This window comes from Lentzea albidocapillata subsp. violacea (assembly GCF_900100275.1).
In the GTDB taxonomy this organism is placed as follows: Bacteria; Actinomycetota; Actinomycetes; order Mycobacteriales; family Pseudonocardiaceae; genus Lentzea; species Lentzea violacea.
Genome location: NZ_FNET01000036.1, coordinates 21,513 through 43,615 on the forward strand (window position 1 = coordinate 21,513; position 22,103 = coordinate 43,615).

Annotated in this window: 29 protein-coding genes; 19 read left to right on the top strand and 10 right to left on the bottom strand. The window is 68.7% G+C overall.

Going from position 1 to position 22,103, the window contains the following annotated elements; all coding sequences use genetic code 11:
• Positions 1–10: 10 nt before the first annotated feature.
• Together BLR21_RS39685 and BLR21_RS39690 are read right to left on the bottom strand one after the other, a co-directional pair.
• Positions 11–421, bottom strand: coding sequence for a DUF397 domain-containing protein (locus BLR21_RS39685; protein ID WP_090015096.1), 411 nt, complete (start codon positions 419–421; stop codon positions 11–13).
• On the bottom strand, positions 418–1,281 hold the full coding sequence (locus BLR21_RS39690) for a helix-turn-helix domain-containing protein (protein ID WP_176930019.1): 864 nt from the start codon (positions 1,279–1,281) through the stop codon (positions 418–420). The genes BLR21_RS39685 and BLR21_RS39690 overlap by 4 nt, the downstream gene beginning before the upstream one ends.
• Before the next feature lie 302 nt (positions 1,282–1,583).
• Between BLR21_RS39690 and BLR21_RS39695 the strand changes: the two genes are divergently transcribed.
• The 5 genes from BLR21_RS39695 to BLR21_RS39715 all read left to right on the top strand — a co-directional run bounded on the left by BLR21_RS39695 (position 1,584) and on the right by BLR21_RS39715 (position 4,447).
• Entirely contained in the window at positions 1,584–1,877 is a 294-nt protein-coding gene (locus BLR21_RS39695) for a hypothetical protein (protein ID WP_143028110.1), read from the top strand.
• Complete coding sequence (locus BLR21_RS39700) at positions 1,874–2,224, top strand: hypothetical protein (RefSeq protein ID WP_090015102.1); 351 nt, start codon at positions 1,874–1,876, stop codon at positions 2,222–2,224. The genes BLR21_RS39695 and BLR21_RS39700 overlap by 4 nt, the downstream gene beginning before the upstream one ends.
• A gap of 1 nt (position 2,225) precedes the next feature.
• Positions 2,226–2,480 carry a hypothetical protein gene (locus BLR21_RS39705; protein ID WP_090015104.1) on the top strand — a complete coding sequence of 85 codons (255 nt, stop codon included), beginning with the start codon at positions 2,226–2,228 and terminating at the stop codon, positions 2,478–2,480.
• Between the two features lie 156 nt (positions 2,481–2,636).
• Complete coding sequence (locus tag BLR21_RS39710) at positions 2,637–3,206, top strand: helix-turn-helix domain-containing protein (RefSeq protein WP_090015106.1); 570 nt, start codon at positions 2,637–2,639, stop codon at positions 3,204–3,206.
• Between the two features lie 2 nt (positions 3,207–3,208).
• Positions 3,209–4,447 (top strand): tetratricopeptide repeat protein, encoded by a 1,239-nt coding sequence (locus tag BLR21_RS39715; RefSeq protein WP_090015108.1) that lies wholly within the window; start codon positions 3,209–3,211, stop codon positions 4,445–4,447.
• A 59-nt stretch (positions 4,448–4,506) separates the two neighbouring features.
• Here the strand turns inward: BLR21_RS39715 and BLR21_RS39720 are convergent, their stop codons facing one another.
• The 5 genes from BLR21_RS39720 to BLR21_RS39735 form a co-directional block, all read right to left on the bottom strand.
• Positions 4,507–5,109, bottom strand: a complete 603-nt coding sequence (locus tag BLR21_RS39720) for a hypothetical protein (RefSeq protein ID WP_143028111.1) — start codon at positions 5,107–5,109, stop codon at positions 4,507–4,509.
• Between the two features lie 259 nt (positions 5,110–5,368).
• Positions 5,369–5,758 carry a hypothetical protein gene (locus BLR21_RS39725; protein WP_090015113.1) on the bottom strand — a complete coding sequence of 130 codons (390 nt, stop codon included), beginning with the start codon at positions 5,756–5,758 and terminating at the stop codon, positions 5,369–5,371.
• A gap of 115 nt (positions 5,759–5,873) precedes the next feature.
• A complete protein-coding gene (locus BLR21_RS39730; protein ID WP_143028112.1) occupies positions 5,874–7,016 on the bottom strand; it encodes a hypothetical protein in 1,143 nt (380 codons plus the stop codon).
• Between the two features lie 63 nt (positions 7,017–7,079).
• The gene (locus BLR21_RS42130) at positions 7,080–7,514 is read right to left on the bottom strand and encodes a hypothetical protein (RefSeq protein ID WP_143028113.1); all 435 of its coding nucleotides are present in this window, start codon (positions 7,512–7,514) and stop codon (positions 7,080–7,082) included.
• Positions 7,511–8,302, bottom strand: coding sequence for a ParA family protein (locus BLR21_RS39735; RefSeq protein ID WP_090015117.1), 792 nt, complete (start codon positions 8,300–8,302; stop codon positions 7,511–7,513). The genes BLR21_RS42130 and BLR21_RS39735 overlap by 4 nt, the downstream gene beginning before the upstream one ends.
• 223 nt (positions 8,303–8,525) lie before the next feature.
• Here BLR21_RS39735 and BLR21_RS44295 point away from each other — a divergent pair, with 223 nt between their 5' ends.
• The 13 genes from BLR21_RS44295 to BLR21_RS39795 all read left to right on the top strand — a co-directional run bounded on the left by BLR21_RS44295 (position 8,526) and on the right by BLR21_RS39795 (position 20,347).
• Entirely contained in the window at positions 8,526–8,657 is a 132-nt protein-coding gene (locus BLR21_RS44295) for a hypothetical protein (protein ID WP_256335233.1), read from the top strand.
• A 370-nt stretch (positions 8,658–9,027) separates the two neighbouring features.
• Positions 9,028–9,360, top strand: coding sequence for a hypothetical protein (locus BLR21_RS39740; RefSeq protein WP_143028114.1), 333 nt, complete (start codon positions 9,028–9,030; stop codon positions 9,358–9,360).
• Positions 9,361–9,758: 398 nt separating this feature from the next.
• A complete protein-coding gene (locus BLR21_RS39745; RefSeq protein WP_090015121.1) occupies positions 9,759–11,768 on the top strand; it encodes a hypothetical protein in 2,010 nt (669 codons plus the stop codon).
• 596 nt (positions 11,769–12,364) lie between these two features.
• A complete protein-coding gene (locus tag BLR21_RS39750; protein ID WP_090015123.1) occupies positions 12,365–12,907 on the top strand; it encodes a hypothetical protein in 543 nt (180 codons plus the stop codon).
• Between the two features lie 151 nt (positions 12,908–13,058).
• Positions 13,059–13,763 (top strand): hypothetical protein, encoded by a 705-nt coding sequence (locus BLR21_RS39755; RefSeq protein ID WP_090015125.1) that lies wholly within the window; start codon positions 13,059–13,061, stop codon positions 13,761–13,763.
• Positions 13,764–14,096: 333 nt separating this feature from the next.
• Complete coding sequence (locus BLR21_RS39760; RefSeq protein WP_090015127.1) at positions 14,097–15,545, top strand: coiled-coil domain-containing protein; 1,449 nt, start codon at positions 14,097–14,099, stop codon at positions 15,543–15,545.
• Complete coding sequence (locus BLR21_RS39765) at positions 15,542–16,357, top strand: hypothetical protein (protein ID WP_090015129.1); 816 nt, start codon at positions 15,542–15,544, stop codon at positions 16,355–16,357. The genes BLR21_RS39760 and BLR21_RS39765 overlap by 4 nt, the downstream gene beginning before the upstream one ends.
• Positions 16,354–16,938 (top strand): hypothetical protein, encoded by a 585-nt coding sequence (locus BLR21_RS39770; protein WP_090015131.1) that lies wholly within the window; start codon positions 16,354–16,356, stop codon positions 16,936–16,938. Before BLR21_RS39765 ends, BLR21_RS39770 begins: the two co-directional genes overlap by 4 nt.
• A 30-nt stretch (positions 16,939–16,968) precedes the next feature.
• Positions 16,969–17,427, top strand: coding sequence for a hypothetical protein (locus BLR21_RS39775; RefSeq protein ID WP_090015133.1), 459 nt, complete (start codon positions 16,969–16,971; stop codon positions 17,425–17,427).
• A 37-nt stretch (positions 17,428–17,464) separates the two neighbouring features.
• Complete coding sequence (locus BLR21_RS39780) at positions 17,465–18,007, top strand: hypothetical protein (RefSeq protein ID WP_090015135.1); 543 nt, start codon at positions 17,465–17,467, stop codon at positions 18,005–18,007.
• A gap of 125 nt (positions 18,008–18,132) precedes the next feature.
• Complete coding sequence (locus BLR21_RS39785; protein WP_090015137.1) at positions 18,133–18,723, top strand: hypothetical protein; 591 nt, start codon at positions 18,133–18,135, stop codon at positions 18,721–18,723.
• 941 nt (positions 18,724–19,664) lie between these two features.
• Positions 19,665–20,054 (top strand): hypothetical protein, encoded by a 390-nt coding sequence (locus BLR21_RS39790; protein ID WP_090015139.1) that lies wholly within the window; start codon positions 19,665–19,667, stop codon positions 20,052–20,054.
• Entirely contained in the window at positions 20,051–20,347 is a 297-nt protein-coding gene (locus BLR21_RS39795; protein WP_090015141.1) for a hypothetical protein, read from the top strand. Before BLR21_RS39790 ends, BLR21_RS39795 begins: the two co-directional genes overlap by 4 nt.
• Before the next feature lie 74 nt (positions 20,348–20,421).
• Here the strand turns inward: BLR21_RS39795 and BLR21_RS39800 are convergent, their stop codons facing one another.
• From BLR21_RS39800 to BLR21_RS39810, 3 genes are all read right to left on the bottom strand, one after another.
• Positions 20,422–20,826 carry a hypothetical protein gene (locus BLR21_RS39800; protein WP_090015143.1) on the bottom strand — a complete coding sequence of 135 codons (405 nt, stop codon included), beginning with the start codon at positions 20,824–20,826 and terminating at the stop codon, positions 20,422–20,424.
• Positions 20,827–20,888: 62 nt separating this feature from the next.
• Positions 20,889–21,392 carry a hypothetical protein gene (locus BLR21_RS39805; protein WP_090015145.1) on the bottom strand — a complete coding sequence of 168 codons (504 nt, stop codon included), beginning with the start codon at positions 21,390–21,392 and terminating at the stop codon, positions 20,889–20,891.
• A complete protein-coding gene (locus tag BLR21_RS39810) occupies positions 21,389–21,709 on the bottom strand; it encodes a hypothetical protein (RefSeq protein WP_090015147.1) in 321 nt (106 codons plus the stop codon). Before BLR21_RS39810 ends, BLR21_RS39805 begins: the two co-directional genes overlap by 4 nt.
• Positions 21,710–21,914: 205 nt before the next feature.
• Between BLR21_RS39810 and BLR21_RS42135 the strand changes: the two genes are divergently transcribed.
• A partial coding sequence (locus tag BLR21_RS42135; protein WP_218131113.1) for a hypothetical protein occupies positions 21,915–22,103 on the top strand: 189 nt, incomplete at its 3' end.

The following is a 22,103-nucleotide window of genomic DNA, read 5'->3' on the forward strand; positions in this document are numbered from 1 at the left end:
TGACCTGCTGTTACGAGGCCTGCGCAAGCAGGCCGGCGTCGTTCAGCATGGCGTCGCGGTCGAACTCGCCAGCGAGAACACCGTGGCGGAACGCCTCTACTTCGCCGTGGCTGAACAGAATCTGCTCAGCCGTCCGTGTCGAATGGACGATCCACGAGCCCTGGACGCCGACCACGACCTCGACTGCGCCGTTGGTGTTGCTCGGCGTTTCACGCACGACCTCGGTGAGCCATGAGCTCCACTCCGTCGGCGTGAAGGCGATCACAGGCCCCTCTGGGGCTCTGCTGTGCCGAATCTCTGTGCCTTCAGCTGTGAAGTCGACATCCACGCAGTCGACGCCGTTGCTGCTAAAGGTCGATGTTCGCCATCCGGCCCGGCCCAGTGTGGCGGTCACGACGTACTCACCTCCGACGGTGATCACGCGGCCAACCGTGCCTCGATGGCCTTGATCGTCTCAGCCCTGGAGAGGGCGGTGGCCGCCAGGAGTTCAGAACTTTTAGTGTACGCAGCGACTCGATCTTGCTTCGTCACGTAGACGGCGTCACCCGGGATCTCCACGTAGACGACAGGACCGGCTTGCCGCAGGCCTGCCGCGGACTGGAAATGGCTGATGGTGAAGCGGCCTTCCAGCCCGTCGTGCCTGCCGGCGTCGCGCGGGATGATGCGGATATCGCAGTTCGGCAGTTCCGCCATCGTCAGCAGGTGGCGCAGCTGGGCCTGCATCACGTCGTGGCCAGCGATCGGCCGGTCGAGCGCGTCTTCCTCGATCACGGTGGTGACGTGCAGGTCTCCGTCGAGAACGCGCTGCTGGCGGTACATGCGGAGATCCACGATCAGTTGCTGGTGTTCGGGTGGCACTCGCGCGCTGGGCGCCGTGGCGGCCGCCGCGTACTCCGGGATCTGGAACAGCGCGGGCACATACATCTGGACGTAGATGAACAGCCCGGCCGCGAGGCCCTCCGCGCCCAGGTAACGGCGCGTGAAGTGGTCATCGGGGATGATCTTCTTCCACCGCGCCAGCCAGCTGCGCGACTCCGGCCGGGTTGCCAGCTCGACCAGCAGGTCCGCGGCTTCCGCCGGTGCGCCGCACACCTCGTACCACTTGCGGAGATGGTCCTCACTGGGGAAGTACTTCCACTTCTCCCAGTGCCCGACAAGGCCCTGAGACACCCCAAGTGCTTTGGCGAGGGCGGTCTGGGTAAGCCCGGCCTCGTCGCGGGTGTTGGCCAGCTCGACCGCCGTCAGCCACTTGCGTGCGAGGGCATCGTCGAGGACCGCCACTGCCGTACCTCCGTCGCTCGGGTGTTCCTGGTTTCGATGACCAAGTCTGCCCTGCGTGGTCCCCGCTCGTCCCGTCAGACCACCCGATCAGGGTATTACACTAGCTATTTAAATAGCTACGATCGGAGGACGGTGCGGGAGCACCGTAGTCGCATGTGACGGCGGTTCTCCGGGCGGTCTCCCTCTCCAGGCCCGGAATCCCCCGCCGCCTCGCAGGCGCAGCGGTCGGGGCCGAGTCGTCATCCCGGATGTACTCGGCTCCGACCGCCTCTCCCAAGCCTTCGACAACCGGGGAGTCGGTCATGTGGTGGCGTTTTCCGAGGCGGGCAGTCGTTCCGCCGCAAGCACTGCTCAGCGAAGCGGTGAAGTGCGTCGACGAGGACGGCCACGAGGCCACGCTGGTGATCGGCGTGACCGGCAATGGCCAGGTCACCCTCACCACGCCCGGCGGCGAAACCTTGATGTTCGTGGGGTTGCAGGCCGGTCCGTTGCGTTTCGCACTGCGGCGCGCTGTGGACGTCGCGGGACGGCTGCCGGTCGGCGCGAAGGTCGCCGACGTGCATCCCGCTCTCGCGAACACCGAGGCCTGCGCATGAGCGGCACCTCGATAGTCGTCGACCCGCTGGACAGCAGCGTCGAGCTCGACAACGAGCTGGACGCGTTGCGCCGCCTCGGTTTCCGGCCCATCGCCGTGCCCTGCGTCGGCTACGTCCCCAGCGGTGTCGTGAACGCGCTGGCGCTGCACGAGAACGGCGTGGCGAACCTGTTCGTCCTGCTGCCCGGCGGAGACGCCCAGGTGACCCGGGCCGTGATCGTCGATGACCGCTCCCGCCCGAGCACGCTGCTCAACCAGGCGTTCCTGTTTCGCGCGGACGCGGTCGTCGTCGCGAGCTGGACGCGCGAGGTCATCGAGGTCGAGCGCCGTGACATGGCGGGCGGCTGACATGACCGAGAAGCCGAACCCGACGCGCACGACCGTCGAGCTGCAGACCGGCGACGAGGTGATCACCCCGGACGGCACCCGCCGCGGCGTGGTCCGCAAGACCTACTCGGACGGGCCGGTCAACCGCGAGCCCGGCAAGACCACCGTGCAGCTGTTCTCCGGCTCCGTGTTCTCCCGTGACGAGGCACCGTTGCCACGGCCGAGAGGCTGGATCGTCGAGGACAACGACACCGAGTGGCAGCTCCTCAAACCCTGACTGCCTCCGTTCGCACGCTCAAAGTCCACGAGGGCGCGGCCCGCACCGATCCCGATCACACCCCTCTCGGTGCGCCCCCTCCCCCCAGCGGCCCGGCTCCCCATCGCCTCCCCCGGAGCCGGGCCGCATCACGTTCACGATCAGGAGACCCATCCGATGCAGATCACCAGCGCCGAGCTCGACGTTCTCAAGCGCGAGATCGGCGCGCTCCTTCTCGCCGCGCGCAAAGCCCGCAAGTGGACCCGTCGCGAACTCCGCGACGCGATGAACGCCGGTGTCACCGGCGAAGACCAGGGTGACGCCACGACTTCCAGCGATGGCCAGGACGACGACGTGACCGTGCCGTGCACGCAGACCTTGGCCACCTGGGAACTGGGCACCCGCAACATGACCATCAACCGGTTCGTCGAGGTCTGCGCGGTGCTGGGCGTCCCCGCCGACGAGGTGTTGCGCCGCGCACTCGCCCGCATGGCGATTCCGTCCGGCCGCAGCGGCGTCATCGAGGTCGACCGTCACAAGCTGGCCCGGTCGACCAGCAGGGCGGTCAAGCCGCTGCAGCGGTGGCTCGGAATCCGCGACGGCCATCGCACCCCGCTCGACACCAGGCCCAGCCCGGACTTCGTCGAACTCCCTCCGGCTGCGCTGAAACACCTCGCCGCACTCGCCGAGGTCCCCATCCCCGAGCTGATCCGCGCACTGCGTGATCTCGTTACCGATCGGAGCTGACCATGTCGCAACAGGACCTGACACCACAGGCACGCGCCGCCCTCGTGGGGCTGGTCAGCCCACCCGATGACCCGCCCGGCGACTTCGGCCTGGACGACCTCGCCGCGTTGCTCGACGCCGGCGAACCCGACGCCTCGTTGGTGCTGCGCGAGCTCGTACAGCACGGCCTGGTCCAGCTCTGCGGCATCGGCCGCTTCACCGTCAGCAGCGTCCTGAAGGCCAGGGCGCGCAGCAACCACCTCGTGCTGCAGGCCGTACACGCCGACCTCACGCTCGACCCGCACGCACCGCGACTGGCCAAGGTCTACACGGCGCCCGGTGAACCACACTGCGCCGACAGGATCGGCGCGCTGGAGTGGTTCCTCGAGGAGCGCGAGACGCTCATGGGGCTGCTCACCGAGTTGATCGAGCGGGACTGGCCCGAACTGTGCGCCACCCTCGCCGAGGCGGTGTTCGGCTTGACCGGCCACAGTGGACACCACCGCGACCGGCAACGCGCCGCCCACCACGGCATCGTCGCGGTCAACCGCCTGCACCTCGACCCCGCACCAGCAGCAGACAAGGCCGAGCACGACGCCCGCGAACACCGTCACCACCAGCGCATGGCGACCTTCCTCGCGCGACTCGCGGACGCCCGCACCAACCTGCACGACCACGACGGCGCACTCGACGCCCTCGACCAGGCCGAGGAGCACGCCCGCCAGGCCGACGACCAGGTGCTGGCCGTGGTCCTGGGCATGCGGGGCCGCGCCCACCAGGCCGCCGGCAACCTCGACGCCGCCGAAACCGAGCTCCGCGACGCACTCGCCCTGGACCTCGCGCACGGCCACCGGCACAGCATCGTCGAGCACCGCCGGCACCTCGCGGCCGTGCTGACCGGCCAGGGCCGCCACGACGAGGCGCTCGACGAGCTCGACCAGGCCGCCACCACCCTCAGCGGTCTGCACGACCGCATCGGCCAGGCCAAGCTGCTCACCGCCACCGCCGCGGTGTTCGTCAACGCCGCGACCCCGCAGAAGGCGTTCGGGCCACTGGCCACAGCACTGGAACTGGTGATAGACGCTGACGCACCCGCCTGCCGCGCCGACATCTACCTGCAGCTCGCCCGCGCTTCTCGCGCCGGCGGCGCCTACGCGATCGTCACCGACGAGTACTTCCGCGACGCCGCCACCTTCTACCAGCTCGGCCACCGCGAGGACCTCGCCGAAGTCGTCGACGCCGAGCGCGTCGGCCAGGACTAGCCACACACGTCAGAGGGGCCCGGCATCCGAGATGCCGGGCCCCTCTCGCATGCAGTGGGTCAGCGAACGAGCTCGGCCGCCAGTTCGCGCGACACCCGCCCGACGCCGCCAGGAACCTCATCCTCACGGTGCTCGGCCAGGGCGGCGGCGATCGGCGTCGGAGCCGCCACTGCCGCGAGCTGTGAGGCCCGCCGCACGCCCGCCGCGACGGCCGGGGCGGCATCACCACAGGGCAGCGCCAACAGCACGTCAGCGACCTCCTGGGACAGCTGCGCGACGTCGCCGGGGTCCTCCGAGTCGTCGCGGTTCACCTCCGCCCAGATCTGCTCGACGGAGGCCGGTCGAACCGAGTGGTAGTCGGCATGTTCACCGTACGAACCCCACGCGTGCAGCACCTCGACGTCGGTGTGCGCGCCGGTTACATCCAGCAGCAACCCGTCCGGCCGCCGCACCAGGAAGTGATCCATGTGGCCGTGCTTCTTCGTGTACAGGCCGACAATCGGCCAGCCGGTCCGCTCGTTCAGCGTGAGAGCGAGTGCGTGGCAGTAGCCGTAGCGGTAGACGTCGGATACCGAGTCGAACCCGTCCGGGCCCAGCACGTTCCCGCCGGCGGACCGACCGGCTTCGGTAAGCCGTGCAACGAGATCCTCGTTCTCGGACATGATCCTCCACGTCTTGCCGGGCACATCCCGACCGGTCTGCGGTCAGTCAGCGGATGTCGCGACGCGTTGCGGCACAACGATTCCGAAGCAGATCATCCCAGAACGACAGCCGTCGACGCCAGCGCCGACGCAACATTCCACACCGGCCTCGCATAGTCAGACCTGCGGTTATGCACACGCCCGCAACGACGTCGAGCCGGTCCGAGTGTCCAGTTCAGGTGTCCACAACGGATGGACCACGCACGGACCAGACTGGTGGTCAGCCGACCACGAGGTCCCGCACGGCCACCGCGGGACACAGGTAGGTGCGCTGCCCCGCAGGAAGGTCTCGACCGGTGACCGTCAGCGTGAGGCCCTCCACCAGGCCGACGGCGACAGCGGGCCGCACCTGGTGGCTGTAGGCGGCCAGCACCACGTCGAGGTCGGCCGTTGGCTCGTCTTCCAGGACCACCACGGCGGCGAGGTCGTCGCGGTCGGATCGCGCACCGTTCACCAGCGGCTCCGCGACCCAGCAGCCGACCGGATGGTCCCCGAAGGTCACTTCGGCAGGTTCCCAGTACAGCAGCGTGGTGGCGCCCGCCGGCATCGGTCCGAGCCGGACATCGTCCGGGCGGGGACCGTCCCACATCCGCCACGTCGTCGAATCCATGACTGAACCCCCAAACGGCTGATGCCGCGTGCGGTGAGCACGCGGCATCAGCATTCTCTCGTGGGCCCGCACCTAGGCAGACCAGGGCGAACAGGCGTGTCGGCGCCTGGACGCGCTAGCTCCCCGTCGCGGCCGCGCGGGTGTTCACTTCCTCGCGCACCAGGGCGGCGTCGGTCTTGTTGATCCGGAAGAACGACGCGATCTTCGTCGCGCTCGGCGCGACCTCACCGGGCTTGTTGTCCTGCGACGGCACGAGCAGCTTCTCCTTCAGCGCGAACTCGGTCACCACGACCAGGTCCCGCAGACCCTCGCGCCCGGCCTCGCCGTGCAGCTTGGTCAAGATCTCCGCGTCGCCGCGCGAGATCCGGTCGTGGATCAGCAGCACCGCCGCGACCAGCACCGGAGCCCAGCCCGTGCGGACCATGTCCATCACGTCCCAGGCCTTGATCGACGGCCCGGCCGCCGCCGCCAACGAGGCTCCGAGCAGCGCGCCCTTGACCATCCAGCCCCAGAACGCCGCCGACGTCGACCGCACGATGCCGGCGAGTGCCGCGCGGCCCTCGTGGCGCATCAGCGCCATCAGCGCCACCGAGGCCAAGGCCTCCAAGCCCAGCGACAGCCAGTACAGCGGGTCGGTCTTGTCGCCGCTGGGCACGAAGTTCTTCTGCACCACGACGCCGGTGTAGGCCAGGCCGAGGACCATCAGTCCGATCAGCAGGTTGCTCCACAACGTCGCCGACCGGATCTGCGTCGCGATCCGCGCGTCCAAGCTGGTCAGCCGCTTGCGCACCCGCAGCGCCCGCTGGTGCCAGCGCCGGTCACCGGTCGCGGCGTTGTGGTCCTTGACGTCCGCACGATCGTCGAGCCACCGCCGCAGGCCGGCGGTCCTGGCCCGCCGCTTGCGAATCTTCAGGTCTCGCTCGATCTCCCACTTCGCGAACTTGCGGTCGGTCTCGCGGCGCAGCTGCGCGACGGCGCGCTCCTGCTCGACTTCCTCAAGGGTCATCGACTGGATCAGGTCGTCCTTGGAGGTCAGCTTCACGACCTCTTCCGCGACCTCGACCCGCTCGCTGAGCGCGCGAACGATCGCCCGCGGGTCCTCGACCAGCTCGCCACGACCCGGCCGGTCCACAACGTCCAGCGGGGCGGTGTCCTCCAAGCCACGGACGTAATCGCCTGCACCGTTGATCTTGGGACCCGTCACCTGCTCGGGTCCGTTCGCCCTGGTCTCCAAGGCCGTACCATTCTGCGTGGACACGTTCACTCCGATCTTGTCCGCTTTGGCTCCGGCCGGTGCTTCCATCACCGTCCGGAGCCACTTTTAGTTCTGATCAGGTTTCGGTTTCGGCAGCAGGCCGCGCCGATCCAGGTACTCATCGACCATCTGATCGAACATTCCCTGCCACGTCGCACCGTGTTGCCGGCGGTACTTGTCCAGTGCCTTCCGCCGATCGGTCAAGATCCGCTGGTTGAACTGCGCTCGCCCCGGCGGCTCATGGCTGGGAGGGGGCGGCGGAAGGTCTGTGTCCACAGATGTCAGCGTCGACACGGGCGTCTCCTCTTCACGAGTCTCCGCACCGATGCTACCTGCTTCGCTAGCTATATTGCTAGCAGATTCGCTAGCAGTCTGTTTGCCCTGGTCTGGGGCATCTTCTTCATCATCAGGCGGCGGTGGCGTGTGCGGCAGGAATGCTTCCGCCGCCTTCTCGCGCCGCGCCCACGGGTCCTCGTCACCAAGGCCGGCGGCGGGGCTCACATCAAGATCCTTCCTGCGAGACCGCGAGCGATCTCCTTGTAGTCATCCGACGCTGTGCTGTCCGGGGCGAACAGCAGAACCGGCTGTTTTTTTGCCTTCGCTTCGCCGACCTTGATCGTTTTCGATACCTCGCCGAGGTACCTCTCCCCGTAGCGGCCTCGAAGCTTGTTCTTCACGTCCTTGTGCAGCTGGCTGCCGCCCGAGTACTCGACCGCGATCACGCCACCGAGACGAAGTCCGTCGTTGACCTCGTTGGCGACGATGCGCTCGATCGTGCGTTCCAGGCGTGCGAGGGCTTCGAGTTCGTCGATGCCGGGCTTCACTGTGGCGATCACGACGTCGGCCGCGATCAGCGACATCGTCGTGCAACGGCCGAGGTTCGGCGGGCAGTCGATCAGGACGACATGTGGCTGGGGAAGCTTGGCGATGGCCTTCTTCAGCCGCCACTCGCGGCCGGGGTCGTCGCCACTCTCCTCGATCTCGATGAGCGCCTCGCTCGCCGCCACCAGCCACACGCCGGACTCGGTTTCGACCATCGCGTCCGCGAGAGTGCAACGCACCTCCGGATCGCGGTGGAGAACCTCGTACACCGTCAGCTCCGGGTCGACCACGCCCAGGCCGCTACTGGCGTTGGTCTGCTGATCCATGTCGATCACAAGGGTGCGCAGGCCATGAAGTCGCAGCGCGGCGGCCAGGTTGATCGTCGTCGTTGTCTTCCCGGTTCCGCCCTTCTGGTTCCCCACTGCGATCACCAGAGTGCGGTCGATCTCTCGTATGGGAGCTAGCACGCACGGATCGTAGAGGTTTTCCGCGCAACATCCATAGCGACATGCGTAGTGAGCTTGCTAGGGAAGTTGCTAGCAACTGTGCTAGCTTCCATTCGCTCGATCAATCGAGCAGCCACACAACCCTGAGACCGGGGGAAACGGTCCAAACGCAGCAGGGCCCGAACGGTGCTATCCCGCGAAGAACGTCACCGATCGGGCCCCTCAACTCCCGAGGGAGCAACGCATGTCTATCACCACGAGCATGGCCAACACCGAGAAGGACCACGACAGCGACACGGCGGTCGGCTGGACCGAGGTCCGCTGGTGGGTCAGCGGAAACCGTCCCCGCTCACTGACGCACCTGCTGGAGGCCTGAACATGCTCGGCGCCGTGCCCATCACGAGCGATGACGAGTACCGGGACCTGTGCGAATGTCGCTGCCCGCGCCTCCCCGGTACCCACACCGCAGGGCAGTGCGCGCAGGTCTAGGCGCGACGACGACACAACGTTCGAAGCGAGAGGGCTGGAAGACAGGACTGTCTTCCAGCCCTTTTGTGCTGCCTGGGCTTGGGAAACGGACCTGCGCGCAGGGGGTATGCGGTGGAGATCGATCGGCACGATGGCGTCACCTCGGCACCAGAAAGCATCACAGCAGACCTCGTGATGTTTTCCGCCGCAGAGGGAGATCGTGTTTGGCCCGGTCCGAGCCGATGCCAGCAGCGTTCGGAAGCTGCGAAGAAGGAAAAGTGCGTTACGCGATCTTCGGCGTGTCGCTTGCGTCAAGTGATCGTGCATCTAGCAAGATGACGATCATGCCACCGAGGAAGCAACGGCCCGACGACACGGCCGTACTCACCGTCCGTACGTCTCCGGAGCACCGCGACGTGGCGGATCTGATCAGTAACGAGCTCGTCGTCAGTCGAAGTGACCTGTTCGCGCTGGTCTTTGCCAAGGTGTGCGGTCTGGAGCGCCCAAGGGGCACTCCTGCCGTTCAGATTGACCTTGGCCAGATTGCCGAACTCGCGGCGAGGGCCGTCGAGGAGCTTGCCGAGCGGAAGGAGATGCCGAAGACCGCGTGATCATCACCCGTCGACCCCGCATGGGTCGACACGGTGCTAACTGAACATCGCGCATGAGGTAGCTGCTCAAGACACACCTCGGCCCCGGGAAGGGCCATCAAGGTGTTGGGAGGGAAAGCCGGCGGTTTGGGAAGACCGCGGGCCGTACTTCAGAGCAGTAGACGAACGCCAATTCGTCGTACCGAGTGTGCTCCTAGTTGGGAACCCAGGAGACGGGCTTGCGAGGCCGCCTTCAGGGTAGCGCACGCCCTGAGCCAGATTCCACTCACCGAAACGACACGCCGACGGTTTTCACCGCGTCGGCGGAGTCGTCATTGCCCGGTGCATGTGCGCCACAGGACACCGGGTACCCCACAACTTCCCCTCCTGATCTGGCTGTTTCCGCAGGTCCGGCGGGGTTGTCGGCGCTCCATGCGCTCGACGACTACCTGTTCGTCAACTCGTTCTTCTTCCTGGACGAGCACGGCCAGGCCCTCGACACCGCCACTCCAGGCCTGGACGGACGCCCACACCGTGGCGGTAAGCCCGCGACGCTGACGTTCGCCACGGCGGCGACGCTGCGCGAGAAGGCCGCGGAGTTCCCGCGCGCACGGGCGATGGTCGGCACGCTGCGCGAAGGCGCGTGGGCGGTCGACGTCGACCCGACCGACGCCGGCGCCGACCCCGTGTTCGGCGACGCCGCCGCAGAAGGCCTGGTCAAGTGGGCTTACGAGCATCGTCTTGAGCTGGTCGTGCGGGAGTCCGGACGACCGGGCGGCCGGCACCTGGTCCTGGTCGACGTGCCCGAGCAGCTCGTCGACGAGCTGCGCCAGGTCGCCGCGGAGCTCGCGACCGGCCTGGGCGTCGACATCACGGTCCGCACGTCCCTGCGGCTGCTCGCCTCACCGCACCGGCTGGGTCTGCCCGCGCCGATTTTGTTCAGCAACGTCACCGTTCCCGACACGTGGAGCAAAGCCTCACGCCCGAAGTCTGTGACGCTTTCCGGCACGAAGGATAAAGGGCGTTCGCCCCGGTCCGGGCGGGTGTCGGTGGCGACGGGTGGCCGGGGAGACCGGTCCGACAGCGGGGTGGAGTTCGGCCGCGCCATGCAACGGGCGCGCGCCGGGGCGTCGGTGCGGCAGGCGTTCGAGGGCGTTCTCGAGTGTCAGGTCGTGCGCCGGGGTGGTTTCGAGCAGTGGCGGCACTACGTGTGGTCGGCCGTGGTCACGACGCTGGCCGCTGAACGTGGCCACAGTGAGGACCAGGCCTGGGCCTGGTTGTGCGCGGAGGCCCCGAGCCGGGCCGAGGAGCTCGGCCGCGACGGGTGGCGGCCGCGGTGGGCCATCGCGGTGCGCGAGGCCGCCGACGTCGACCGCCCGCGCCGCTACCTGCCTTACGTTCCCGCCTCTGAAAAGGCCCCGGACCTCGACGAACACGCCGACACCGAGGACCGGCCGCCGGTAGCAGACGCGGAAAATCGGGCGGATATGACGCCCGAGCAGCGTCGTGCCGCACGGCTGGCCGAGGTCGAGTTGCTGCGCGAGACCCTGCACCAGGCCGTCACCGGCCTGCTGGCCCAGCGTCGCCCGCAGGTGGCCCGGTCGATGGCCGCTGTGGTCGACGTGTTCGCCGAGGCACTGGCGGGCACGGGCCGCATCAGCGTCCGGCGTCTCGCCGAGGCCGCTCAGGTATCCGACAACACCGTGGCCCAGCGCCGCGCCGAGCTGCTCGACGCCGGCGTCCTGCAGCGCGCCGCGACCTACCGCGCCGACGGCCAAGCCTGCGATCTCTACGTGCTCGGACCTGCGGCGATGCAGATCCGAGCACAGCTGGCAAAAACCAGTGTCAAGTCTTGTACACCCCCCCGCCCCCGCACCCAGGGGACGGCGGACCCGCTCAAGCTGCGCACCCGTCACCAGGCCCAGCGCGCGGCCTACCGACCGGCCCTGACTTCAGCCAACACTGAAGCAATCAAGAAGGCTTACCCCGCTGGTGTCTGCCACGGATCGTCGATCGCGGCGTCCCGCCTGCGGCAACGTGCCTGGTGGGAGGGCCTGCCCGAGGCGGAGAAGGCCGAGCGCATCGAGTGGATCCGCCACCGCAACGACGCGATGAGCGCCGACGACCGCGACCTCTGGTTCGGCTGGCTCGACGCCCGCGCGGCCGTCGACGAGGCGCTCGACCGCCTGCTCGACGGCACGGCGAACGCCCGCGACCGCGCCGTGCTCGACCGCGCCCCCATGACCGTCCACCACGGCCGCAGGGACCCGCTGTGGCGCGTCGGCGGCACCCGGCCCTGCCTCACCGCCAGCGTGCCTCAGCGAGCAGTACAGACCGCCCTGATGCCCACGCCGCGACGAGCCAGCCGCCCCGGTAACTTGACCTCCGCCGGATCCCGACGCCCGCCGCCCCGTGTGCAGCGCCCCTGATCTTCACCGACCGCGTTCGCCCAGGTCCGAGCACCCGCGAGGGGCTTGGACGCCCTGGCCATGACGAGCTCGGCGAGCCGGTCGACCCGCATCGAGCGCCGCCGCGGTGCGGGCCAGGGCGATCGACGCGCGGACGGCCGGGATGGCGCACGAGCAGGGGTCAGCCTGGGTGGTACCAGGGGGACTCCGCCCCCTGGACCCCCAGTGCCCGCGGCACGCCCCGCGCGATGAGCTGCGTGCTCCTGCAGCTGCGCCCGCGCGGAACGCACCACGGGTTCGCCGGCACCGTCACGAGGGCCAGGCGGTGAGCGAACAAGGCTGTGACCGAGCTGGCCGGTCAACGCCGGCACCCAGCGCACGCACCCGGTCGACGTCGGCCGGGGGAAGCGGATCTCGGAGGAGGTGTTTGCCGAGGTCCGAGCGGTGTCGGCGAGGCAGCGGCGCGACCGCCGGGCAGGTGTCGCCACCTCTCGTGCCAGCGGGACAAGGTTCACCCGTTCGGCATGCCTGAACAGCGCCAATTCTTCCCCGTTTAAACGGGGAAACCGCTAGAATTGAGGCGTAGCAAGAAAAACCGCCTGACGAAGGAGAAGCACATGCCGTACCCCACTACTACGAGGCCGGCGTCGGAGCGCGCGGCCGCCACCGTGCTGGGCGCCGTGACCGGGCTGATCCTCGGGGGCCAGGACGACGCGGCCCGCCACGTGGTCGACGGGCTCGACACCGGTCTGCTGCGTGACGTGCACGGCCTGGCCAACGAGCGCACCGACGCCGTTCTGGTCGGGTGGCTGCGCTTGCGGCTCGACAAGGCCAGCGCGGCCGCCGAGTCGCACGCCGTACCCGCAGGTCCGGACCCCGTGTACAACCCGGACGCGGACGGGCCCGTGCTGCTGGAGGAGAAGGTGAAGCGCGCGTTGCGCCTCAAACTCCCCGCGGACGTGCTGAAGGCCGTGACCAAGTCCGGTGCGTACGGCGTGCTGGTTTACCGCGTCGGGCAGGCAATGGACGCCGACGACAAGCTCACGCCCCTCGACGTGCTCAAGGAGCTCGGCGAGGCGAAGTTCGCCCTGGTCGGTGGCATGACCGACCCGGCGTCCTACCTCGCCTCGCACGTGAAGACCTGCTGGGACCTCCCCTAGCAGCAGACGCACGACGTCGGCTTCGGCCAGCGGCACGAGGGTGGCGGACAGGCCGGGCGATAACCGGCCTGTCCGCCACCACCCGTAGCCTACGAAAAACCTCCGGACCTGGACGAACACCGGGCGCGTCCGGCCGAGGAAGGATCTCGCGATGACCACGACCGAGCCCCAGGCCGGCGCCGGGCCGTCCCTGAGCGTGCAGCTGGTGACCGCGCTGGACGCGACCTGGCGAGCCATTCAGGCGCGGCACCCGGAGGTGCCTGACGTGGCGATCACCATGGGCTCGGGCACGACCGGCCGGCGCGGATCGGTCAAGCTCGGGCACTTCGCCGCACGCCGGTGGGTGCGGCGCACGGCGTCCGAGAGCGAGCGCGCCGACGTCGAGCAGCACGTGCACGAACTGGAGGTCGGGGGAGAAGGCCTGGGACGAGGTGGTCTGGCCACGCTGGAGACGCTGCTGCACGAGGCCACGCACGCGCTGGCGGAGGTCCGCAAGGTGCCCGACACCGGCGACAACGGCCGGTACCACAACATCAAGTTCGCGTCCTTGGCGCGCGAGCTCGGCCTGGACGCCGCCAACAGCGGCAACAAGCACGGCTGGAACGCCACCAGCGCCACGAAGAGCACCGCCGAGCTCTACGCGGCGCAGGTAGAGGCCCTGGACGCCGCGATCACCGTGTACCGGCTGCCCGACCCCACGAGCACACCGGGCAGCGCGACCAGCGGCCGCATGCTGGCAGCGGTGTGCGGGTGCGACAAGCCCCGCCGATTCCGCATCGCCCGCGGGGTGCTCGACCTGGGAGCGATCACCTGCAGCGTCTGCCGGAAGCAGTTCACCCTGGAGGGCGACGGGTAGCGTTTGCCCCGGTCCGAGGTGGTGCGATAGGGTTTGACACCACGGCGGCGACGTCCCAGGCGAGACCACCGGGCAGGGCTTACCGTCACGGCGAACCCCAGCACACAACTCCATACGCGAGGCCGGCACCACGGCGTCGAGCGCGGACAGCGCTCCGTTCCCGGACCCTCGCAGAGGACTTCATCCAAGAGGCCCCCCTTGCCACCACGGCGAGGGGGGCCTCTTCGCGTCTCCAATCTCCCCGTTTAAACAGGGAAAAACCTATTTCATATCATTTCATTTCACTACTGAAACGAGATGCAATGCAATGGGTTTTGTAGTACACTGGGTAACATGAGCGAGCAGCCCGTGACCGGTGGCCCGAATGGCGCAGACGGCCAGCCCGGAGCGAACCCCGTCAGCGACGAAGCGCCCAAGACGTGCGTGATGCCGACCGGCCTGGACGACACGGACCCGGAGCTGACGTTGTGCGGCCGGGCGGTGAAGCCCAAGGAGCCCGGCCAGCGCGGTCCAGAGCCGCAGTTCTGCGACAACCCGAAGCACACTCCCCTGCGGGCACATCGGCGTCGGGAGAAGGCCAAGAAGCTGCGCGCCGGTGGCCAAGTGATCGCGCCCGAGGTGCTGACCCTGAGCAAGGACCAGCCCGTCACCGACAGCACTACGGCACTGCCCGTGGTGCGTCAGCGCTGGTCACAGGTGCTCGACGAGCGCGAGCAGTTCCTGACGCGCAACAACGCCGAGCTGCAGCAGCTGCTGCTCCACGCCGCGGAACTGGCCGAGGTTATGGAAGACCCGGAGAAGGCCGGCGCCGAGATCAAGCACGTCCGGGCACAGGCCGCCCTGGACGTCAGCACCGCCCAGACCAGGGCCGAAGCCGACCGGCGGGCCCGCGTCGAGGCCGAACGTCGTACCCAGCAGGCCGAGACCGTCCGAGACGAGGCGATCGACGAGCTGGAGGCCCTGGAGGCCAGCACGACGGCGCAGCTCGACCAGGCCCGCGCAACGGTCGAGGCCACCGAGCAGCAGGCCCACCAGGACGTCGAGGCCGCACACGCCGCCGCCGCGACCGCCATCGAGACCGCGCAGGGCGAGGCCGAGGCCTCAGTGACCCGCGCGCGAGCCGAGTTCGACGAGGCCCTGCGCCAGGCCCAGGCCGACTTCGAGCGCGACGTCGCCGAGGCCCGCGAGCAGGCTCAAAAAGACGCGGACCAGCGCGTTCGGCGGGCCGAGGCCGAGGCCGACGCCAAGGTCAGGGAACACGATGCCGACGCCGCCGCAGCTCGCGCTGCTGAAGAGGAGGCTGTCGAGCGCGCCGACGAGGCGGTTGCGAAGGCCGAGGAGATGCGCGAGCAGGCCGCCAGCGACCGCCAGGCCGCCGTCGACGCGCGCGAGGAGCTCGACCGCCTCCGCCAGGAGCTCACGAGCGTGAAGACGCGAGCCGACCAGGCCGAGGAGCGTCACCGCGCGGACCTGGCCGCCGCTCAGCAGGACGCGGCGAACGCCCGCGCGCAGGTCGAGGCCATGCAGACCCGCATGGACACGGCGATCGCGCGCCACGACACCGAGACCACGCGACTGAACACCGAGATCGACCGCCTGCACACCAACCACAACACCGACCGGACGCAGTGGGCCGGGCAGCAGGAGACCGTGCGCAAGGCGTTCGAGGCGCAGATCGGACTGCTGAACAAGCAGATCGGCGACCTCACCACCGCGCTCGACACGGCCCGGACCTCGGAGAACGCCCCCGCCGGCGGGGGCAAGAAGGGCAGCACGAAGTGAGCCGCACGATCCTGATCTCCGACGAGGTCGGCCAGGAGCTCGGCCAGGAGCAGGTGGCCCGGATGCATGGGCCCGAGTGGGCCCAGCGCGTCCGCTGCTGGGAGTGCGACCAGTGGATCGAGGCCACCGACGAGGCGGCCGTGCTGATCGTGCGCGTGCCCGAGCTCGACGAAGCGACCGCAGCCGGTCTGCAGACCGCTGTGCATGCTCACCCCGGCTGCCGATCGTCGCAGGTCCTGACCCTGACACTGGCCGAGATCGACGCCATCCGGGGCGCCCGGCAGCGCCCCGACGAGGGCGGGCTGGACGCGGTCGACGTCGTGGCGACGACGTTCGAGACGCGGCGCGGCGGGATCGCGCCGGTCGTGCTGCTCAGCTACCGCGCCGACCTGACCGTGGCCGGCGCCGGGCCCGACCGCGTCGACCTGCTCACCACGTCGATGCTGGCTGTCGGCTGGCACCCGATCACCAGCGCGTCCGAGCCTCCCGGCCCAGGTCCCGACGGGTACCGCGTGCGGTTCCGGCACGACCGGCGCGATCCCGCCGCGCCAGGCGTTCTCGAGGTGCTCGATCCGCTGGGGCAGGTCGGGACCGAGGCGTACGTGCAGCCGACCGGGCTGTGGCGGCCGGCGGTGGTCCGCACGGGACGCACAGTGCTGATCCAGGGGTCCCAGTACCTCACCGACTGGCAGACCACGGGCCAGGCCGGCGTGAACCGCGCAGTCCAGGCCGGGCTGCTCACCGGCGGTGTGGTGCCGGTCGACCTGGACGGGCCGGGCAACGTCGACGTGCCGGGATCGGTGTACCGGTGAACGTGACCGGGCAGCGCTCGCACAACTACGCAGACTGCGACGGCTGCCACGAGGCCGACGCGGACCTGCGGATCCGCCTGGACGACGACGAGGGCACGGCGCGGTGGTGCTACCAGTGCGCCGGCGGTCTGCTCAGGACGCTGACGAGCGCCGGAATCGTCGTGACCGCCTCGAAACTGGTTCGGCCCGTCGAGCCAGCCGCGGACGTGCCGGAGGCAGCGCACGATCCGGGATGGACGGTCGATCTCGCGGTCGAGGTGCTGCAGGCGGTGACCCCGCAGGCAGTCCAGCTGATCCGGACCTTGGTCGAGCACGAGGGCAACACCACGGCGCAGACGCTGCGCGAGGTGCTCGGCGTGGCCCAGGTCGGTCCCGTGACCAAGTCGCTCAACACCGCCGCACGGCACCTGTGGCGCGGCGAACGACTGGCCGCCAAGGTCAGCGTCGCGACGCCCCGGCAGCAGGGTGGCCTGGGCAGCGTCGTCGAGTCTTACGAGCTCCCGGCCGGCACCGTGGCGATCTGGAACAGGGCGCTGCTGCGCCTGGACCGGGCACGTAACGACAACGAGGCCGATCAATGAGCCGCACCGGCCACACCAGAGGAGTCCACTGTGGACTATCCCGGCACTCATGACCCGAACGGCATGGCCCGGCAGAGACTGCACGACGTCGCCGCCGTCGCGGTCGACAACCCAGGCCGGGCCGATGCTCTGCTGTGGGACTGGATCGGCCGCACGCCCACCCCGGAGGGCGAGATCAAGATGCGGCAGCTCGCCTACCTCGCACCCTTCCTGGTTGCCGAGCAGGTGCGCGGTGCCGGTTGGAGCGCCGGCACCGGGATGTGGATGCTCGACCGCCCCGACGAGGGACTGCCACCCGAGACGACCGCCGCCACCCAGGCCGTAGTTCGCCACCTCAACGGCGAACCGCACGTCGCCGACGAAATCCTCGACGCCTACACCGGTTCCCGCGGCGTCCCCGGCCTGTGGGGTGTCGGCACAGCCGCACTGCGCCTGCTCACCGCGGAACTCCGCGACCAGCGCGCCGACCTCGATTCCGGCAGCAAATGAGCGTGTTCGACTCCCCTACCAGCGACTGGAGGCCCCGGTGACCGACATGCCCGAGGAGTGGAACGGGACTGCCGTGGTGGTGGTCGGAGACCGCGAAATCCCCTGCTCTGCCCGCCTACGGGTCGCTACGGGCCTGATCAGCGGCACCGACATCCCGATGGCCAGCTGGGAAGGAGCGGTCGAGATCCGCCCGGAGCTGTTCGAGGCAGACCCCGATTTGAAGGCGTTCCTGCAGAGCCAGCACTGGCAGCACGTCACTCTGCGCCTGCCTGACGGCCGCGAGGGACTCGCGACCCTCGACGGGCTGCACCTGGACCCCGCCGAACACCAGCTGGCCCACCTGTTCCCCGCCCCCGAACTGTTCCTCGACGGCAAGGCCGGAGCCCCCTTCCACGACCCCGTGGCCGCAGTGACGGACTCTGCCCCAGCCAACGACGGCCGAGCCGCTGTTCGGCTTGCCACGCAAGGGTTCCCACAGGGATTTAGTGCCGGCCTGAGCGCCGAGGCCCCCGACACCAGCGAGGATCGAGACCAGCGCGGCGGACCTGGGCAGAACAACGAGCCCGGCCTCGACCGCTGAACAGGCCGACCCGGCGATCTCACGGCCGACCACACTCCCGAGGCGGAAAACATCACAACCTCTCTCGTGATGCTTTCCGCTTCAGAGGTGTTGACCCCGATCGGCACGTCGTAACGTCAGTTCCCATGGGACGTGCCAGCGACGACATCGCGGAGGCCGAGGGCCGCCGGTGGCGGGACGCCCCTGCCTTCGCCGCGCGGCTCGCCGCCGTCGAACGCTGGCGCGCGAAGAACGAGACGTCGCCGCTGCTCGACGTACTCGGCAGGCCCGCCGGCGACGAGTGGACCGTGGGCCAGGACTACGCGCTCGGGCAGATACTCGCCCACCTACAGGCCGGTGACCTGCTGCTCACCGAGGTCAACCTGGCGGCCGCCAACACCGCCGACCCGTCCCCCGAGCTTCTGCGAGCCGCACTTCGTCCCCACGGGCACGTCCACGACACGGTCGCCGGCGGGTTGTTCGCGCGCTTCCCGATGATGCCGGCGGTGCCGGTGCGGCAGCTGTGGGCGCCGGTGCCGGACACGCGGTCGCTCGCCTCGCCGTCCACGATCCCGGTCCTACTCGGCACCGTGACGCCCGCCGCGGTGCTCGGCGCCCTGCGCGCCCAGACCGCCGTTGCGCGCTGGCCCGCCGGACATCGTTGTCTGTCTGTCCTGCTGACTCACCCGGTTGGTGCGGTTCTTCATGTCAGCTACCCGGTAGTAACACCAAGGTGAGCGCCTACTTACAGAGTGACAAGTTGTTGTCACAAAGGACTCATTCGGGCCTAGATGGAAACGCGATCAAGGTTTCTGTTCTGTGACATGACCCCCTCACAGCGGGGGGTTGCAGACGAGTCCTGTCCTACTCGCACCGAGAGCAGACCTGTGGACCGGTCAACTGGCGCCCAACCGCGCACGTGCCGGGCGTCACGCGCAGCGGGCCGGAGCCAAACCCGCAGGTCCTCCCGCTGATCCCCCCAGAGGGACTCCTCGCCTCTCAAATCAATTCCGAAATACATTTAGTCTGTGGGGTTGCAAAACTAATTGGCGTAGACATCTCAGCTGGAATGACTAGGGTCTAAACCAGTTAGGCAATTGCCGGCGCCTTGGAGTGTCTTCAAGATCGTGTGATCACGGAATAATTTGACACGATTACATTAGTACTAGGAACCCGTGCAACTTACTGCTAGCGTGGTTGACCTGCGCAAACTAATTCCACTGGGTTCCGCGAGGTTCCACCCCCCGCCGGAACGACGCAGAACGACGCAGCCTGCTACTAGGCTGTTGACCGGTGCACAGCTTCCATTCCTCCGCTGGGCCCCCCAAAGGTCCCCCCGCCGGTGCGTGTACACGGGCTGCGTTTTGCGGCGGAGACCCTCCGTGTTAGCCTTTCCACACGACAAAAAGCCCCAGGAAGTCGCTTGCCGATGAGTGCTCCCGGCTGACGTTCCTGCGGCTCAAGTCGAGCTATGTGGTTCTATCTGGCGTGTCGCAACCCCAGTATAGACAGGTCGCCCGGCGGTTGTGACCCGCCCATCGGCCTGGGCCCCACATGGCGGCATCGGCCCCCAGCAGCGGTAACGCTCTGGGGGCCGCCTGCTGTCCGGGGGCAAGGCGTTCGTTGACGCGGCATGGTGTCTCGATCGGGTGAGGCCCCTGCTCGCCACCATGTCGCCATGACCTCTACGACCGCCATCGAGCTCGGCGACCTGAGCGAGTACCTGCCCCACCAGGCCCATTCGCTCGGTTTCCTGGTGGAAGTCCACGTCGAGCGCCTCGCGGACCACCTCGTCGACACCCACCTCGATCTGCTGGACGACGACGTCGCCGACGATCTGCGCGAGAAGTACGAGGCAGCCCACGAGGTCGACTACGCGGGTGTCGAGCGTGACCTGGAGGCCGTCATCCGCACCCGGTTGCGCAGCGTCGGCGTCGACCTGGTCGACGGGCGCCTGGTCGGCCGAGTGCCGCACCTGTCCCGTGACGAGCTGCGCCCGGTGATCCTCCGGATCATCAACACGACGAACATCGCCACCCTGTTCGACCTGCACATGAGGCCGGTGTGAGCGGCCGGGTGCTGGGCGCGCTGGCCGCACGGCACGACCTCGGCGAGGCCAACACCCTGGAGGAAGCGGTACTCGCGCACCTCGGCCCGACCGCCGACGCCCACGACGTCGAGGCGATCGTGAACGAGTACCTGGAGGCGTTGAACGCGGTGCTCGACCCGGTCGGGTTGTACATCGAGGACGACGAGGTCTTCGCGGACGGGCGGGTCGACGTCGAGGACGTGAACACGGAGATCGACGACGCGTTCTTCCGCGTCGACCTGGCGGTCATCGCCGCGAGACACTGGCGCTGACCGGGCATGTCCGTGTCCGACCACCGCGAGACCTGTGCGGTGGTCCTGGTGCTCTGCGCCACCGAGACGAGGTCTCAGCGCAGCATGTCCGCCCGATCTTCGCGCTCGTTCCGGGCTTCCTGTGCGTGGCGTCGCCGGCGGTCCGCCAGTTCGTCCGCCAGCGCCCGCAGCTGCAGCGGCTCCCACGGGCCCTCGTCCGGCTCGGGAAGCTCCGCCAGGCGGGCGGTCGTCAGCACCGCGAGGCCCGCGCGAATCCGCTGGTACTCACGTTCCTCGGCCGCCGCCTGTTCGTCGGTCCACTCCCGCACGGGCAGGCCACGGGCCGCGAGTTCGTCGTTCATCGCCCGCTTGTGCAGGTCGCTCCACAGGCCTTCCTCCGGCCAGGCGGCGAGCTGGGCGTCGGTCACGTGCCCGAACGCCGAGCGCAACCGGGCGTAGGCATCTTCCTCGGAGATTTCCTCACCAAACCGTTGCGGCATCAGCCTTTTCTCTCTTCCTGTTCCTGTGTGGACTGTTGAACATCGTGCGCCGCGAAGTCCGCTTACGGGGCGGAGCGGTCCTCAACGGGTGTCGCAAGCGCGCTGACGGTGCGTGCGTGCAGGACGTCGCCAGGGCCGAGTCGGTCGGCGTAGCGCTGGGCCCCGCGCCGGTCCTTCTGTTCCAGCGCGGGCGCGAGCTCTTCCCACGTCACGCCGGCGTCGCGGGCGAGCGCGATCAGCGCGGACTCGAGGTCGTCGACGTCGGCGCGGACGAGTTGGTGCACGACGGTGAGCGCGGCGACCAGGTCGACCTGGCTGGGCATGGGTTTGGCGTTGGGCCCGTGATGGGTGGTGCGGTGCGCGTACTCGGCGCGCTTCCACACCTGCAGCGCGAGGGTGACCTGGTCGTGCAGTGCGAGCGTCTCGTCGAACCCGCTGGGCCAGCGCTGTTCGTGCTGCCGTTCGCGCAGGTGTCGCACGGCCGTGTAGGCGTCGCGCAGCGCCGGGTGCCGCCCGGTCACCGCGGGCGTCGCGTGGTCCTGGCCCTCGTGCTCGACGACGCTCACGCCGCGCCCAGACCCAGCAGCCGGCGCACGCCGCGCCCGATCGACCCGGCCGCGTCCACGAGCTCGTCGCCGAACCGGTGCGGCCGCAGCGCCTCGACCGCGTCCTGCTCGGCAACGGCGGCGGGCGCCAGGACGACGTCGCGGAACGGTGAGGCGTCGCCGCACTCGGCCTGGCACTGCCGCTGGAGATCGTCGCGGTTGAGCGCGGCCGCGAGCTCGGCGACGTGGCTTGCCCGGTGCTGTGCCGCGAGCGAGCGCTCGATGCTGATCCGGACGTCGCGCTCGTGCGCGCACCGGTCCGCAGAGGTAGTGTCCATGTCCACGGACTATAGACTAAAACGTCGGCAAATTGTGGACATACTGGCCGCTGATAAGTGGCTCTTATCAGTTTGAATACTGCTGGGTCTCGTAAATGTGGATGACATATCAACAAAGCGAGAGGCAGTCTGCGTCTGTCGCAGTCGATTACGACAAGCGTAGACAAATTGCGATCGTCGCAAATCTGTGCGTAAAGTGTTGACTATGACGCGACGAGACATTGTCAGCGATGTGTGCAACATCGTGTGCCCGCTTCCGGACAACCCCGGCGAGGACGCATCCGAGGACGCCCGAGACGCCTTCAGCGTCGAGCTCGACATCGCCATAGACGCACAGGAACGGTTGCGGGGCGAGATCGAGGCAGCCTGGGAGGGCGGGGACGTCGACCCGCTG

Bases quoted from the DNA above. Each gene is read 5' to 3' on its own strand.
- BLR21_RS44295 (WP_256335233.1), top strand. From the start codon at position 8,526: ATGTCTATCACCACGAGCATGGCCAACACCGAGAAGGACCACGACAGC.
- BLR21_RS39755 (WP_090015125.1), top strand. From the start codon at position 13,059: ATGACCACGACCGAGCCCCAGGCCGGCGCCGGGCCGTCCCTGAGCGTG.
- BLR21_RS39700 (WP_090015102.1), top strand. From the start codon at position 1,874: ATGAGCGGCACCTCGATAGTCGTCGACCCGCTGGACAGCAGCGTCGAG.
- BLR21_RS39760 (WP_090015127.1), top strand. From the start codon at position 14,097: ATGAGCGAGCAGCCCGTGACCGGTGGCCCGAATGGCGCAGACGGCCAG.
- BLR21_RS39810 (WP_090015147.1), bottom strand. From the start codon at position 21,709: ATGGACACTACCTCTGCGGACCGGTGCGCGCACGAGCGCGACGTCCGG.
- BLR21_RS39710 (WP_090015106.1), top strand. From the start codon at position 2,637: ATGCAGATCACCAGCGCCGAGCTCGACGTTCTCAAGCGCGAGATCGGC.
- BLR21_RS39705 (WP_090015104.1), top strand. From the start codon at position 2,226: ATGACCGAGAAGCCGAACCCGACGCGCACGACCGTCGAGCTGCAGACC.
- BLR21_RS39715 (WP_090015108.1), top strand. From the start codon at position 3,209: ATGTCGCAACAGGACCTGACACCACAGGCACGCGCCGCCCTCGTGGGG.
- BLR21_RS39785 (WP_090015137.1), top strand. From the start codon at position 18,133: ATGGGACGTGCCAGCGACGACATCGCGGAGGCCGAGGGCCGCCGGTGG.
- BLR21_RS39725 (WP_090015113.1), bottom strand. From the start codon at position 5,758: ATGGATTCGACGACGTGGCGGATGTGGGACGGTCCCCGCCCGGACGAT.
- BLR21_RS39790 (WP_090015139.1), top strand. From the start codon at position 19,665: ATGACCTCTACGACCGCCATCGAGCTCGGCGACCTGAGCGAGTACCTG.
- BLR21_RS39695 (WP_143028110.1), top strand. From the start codon at position 1,584: ATGTGGTGGCGTTTTCCGAGGCGGGCAGTCGTTCCGCCGCAAGCACTG.
- BLR21_RS39800 (WP_090015143.1), bottom strand. From the start codon at position 20,826: ATGCCGCAACGGTTTGGTGAGGAAATCTCCGAGGAAGATGCCTACGCC.
- BLR21_RS39720 (WP_143028111.1), bottom strand. From the start codon at position 5,109: ATGTCCGAGAACGAGGATCTCGTTGCACGGCTTACCGAAGCCGGTCGG.
- BLR21_RS39750 (WP_090015123.1), top strand. From the start codon at position 12,365: ATGCCGTACCCCACTACTACGAGGCCGGCGTCGGAGCGCGCGGCCGCC.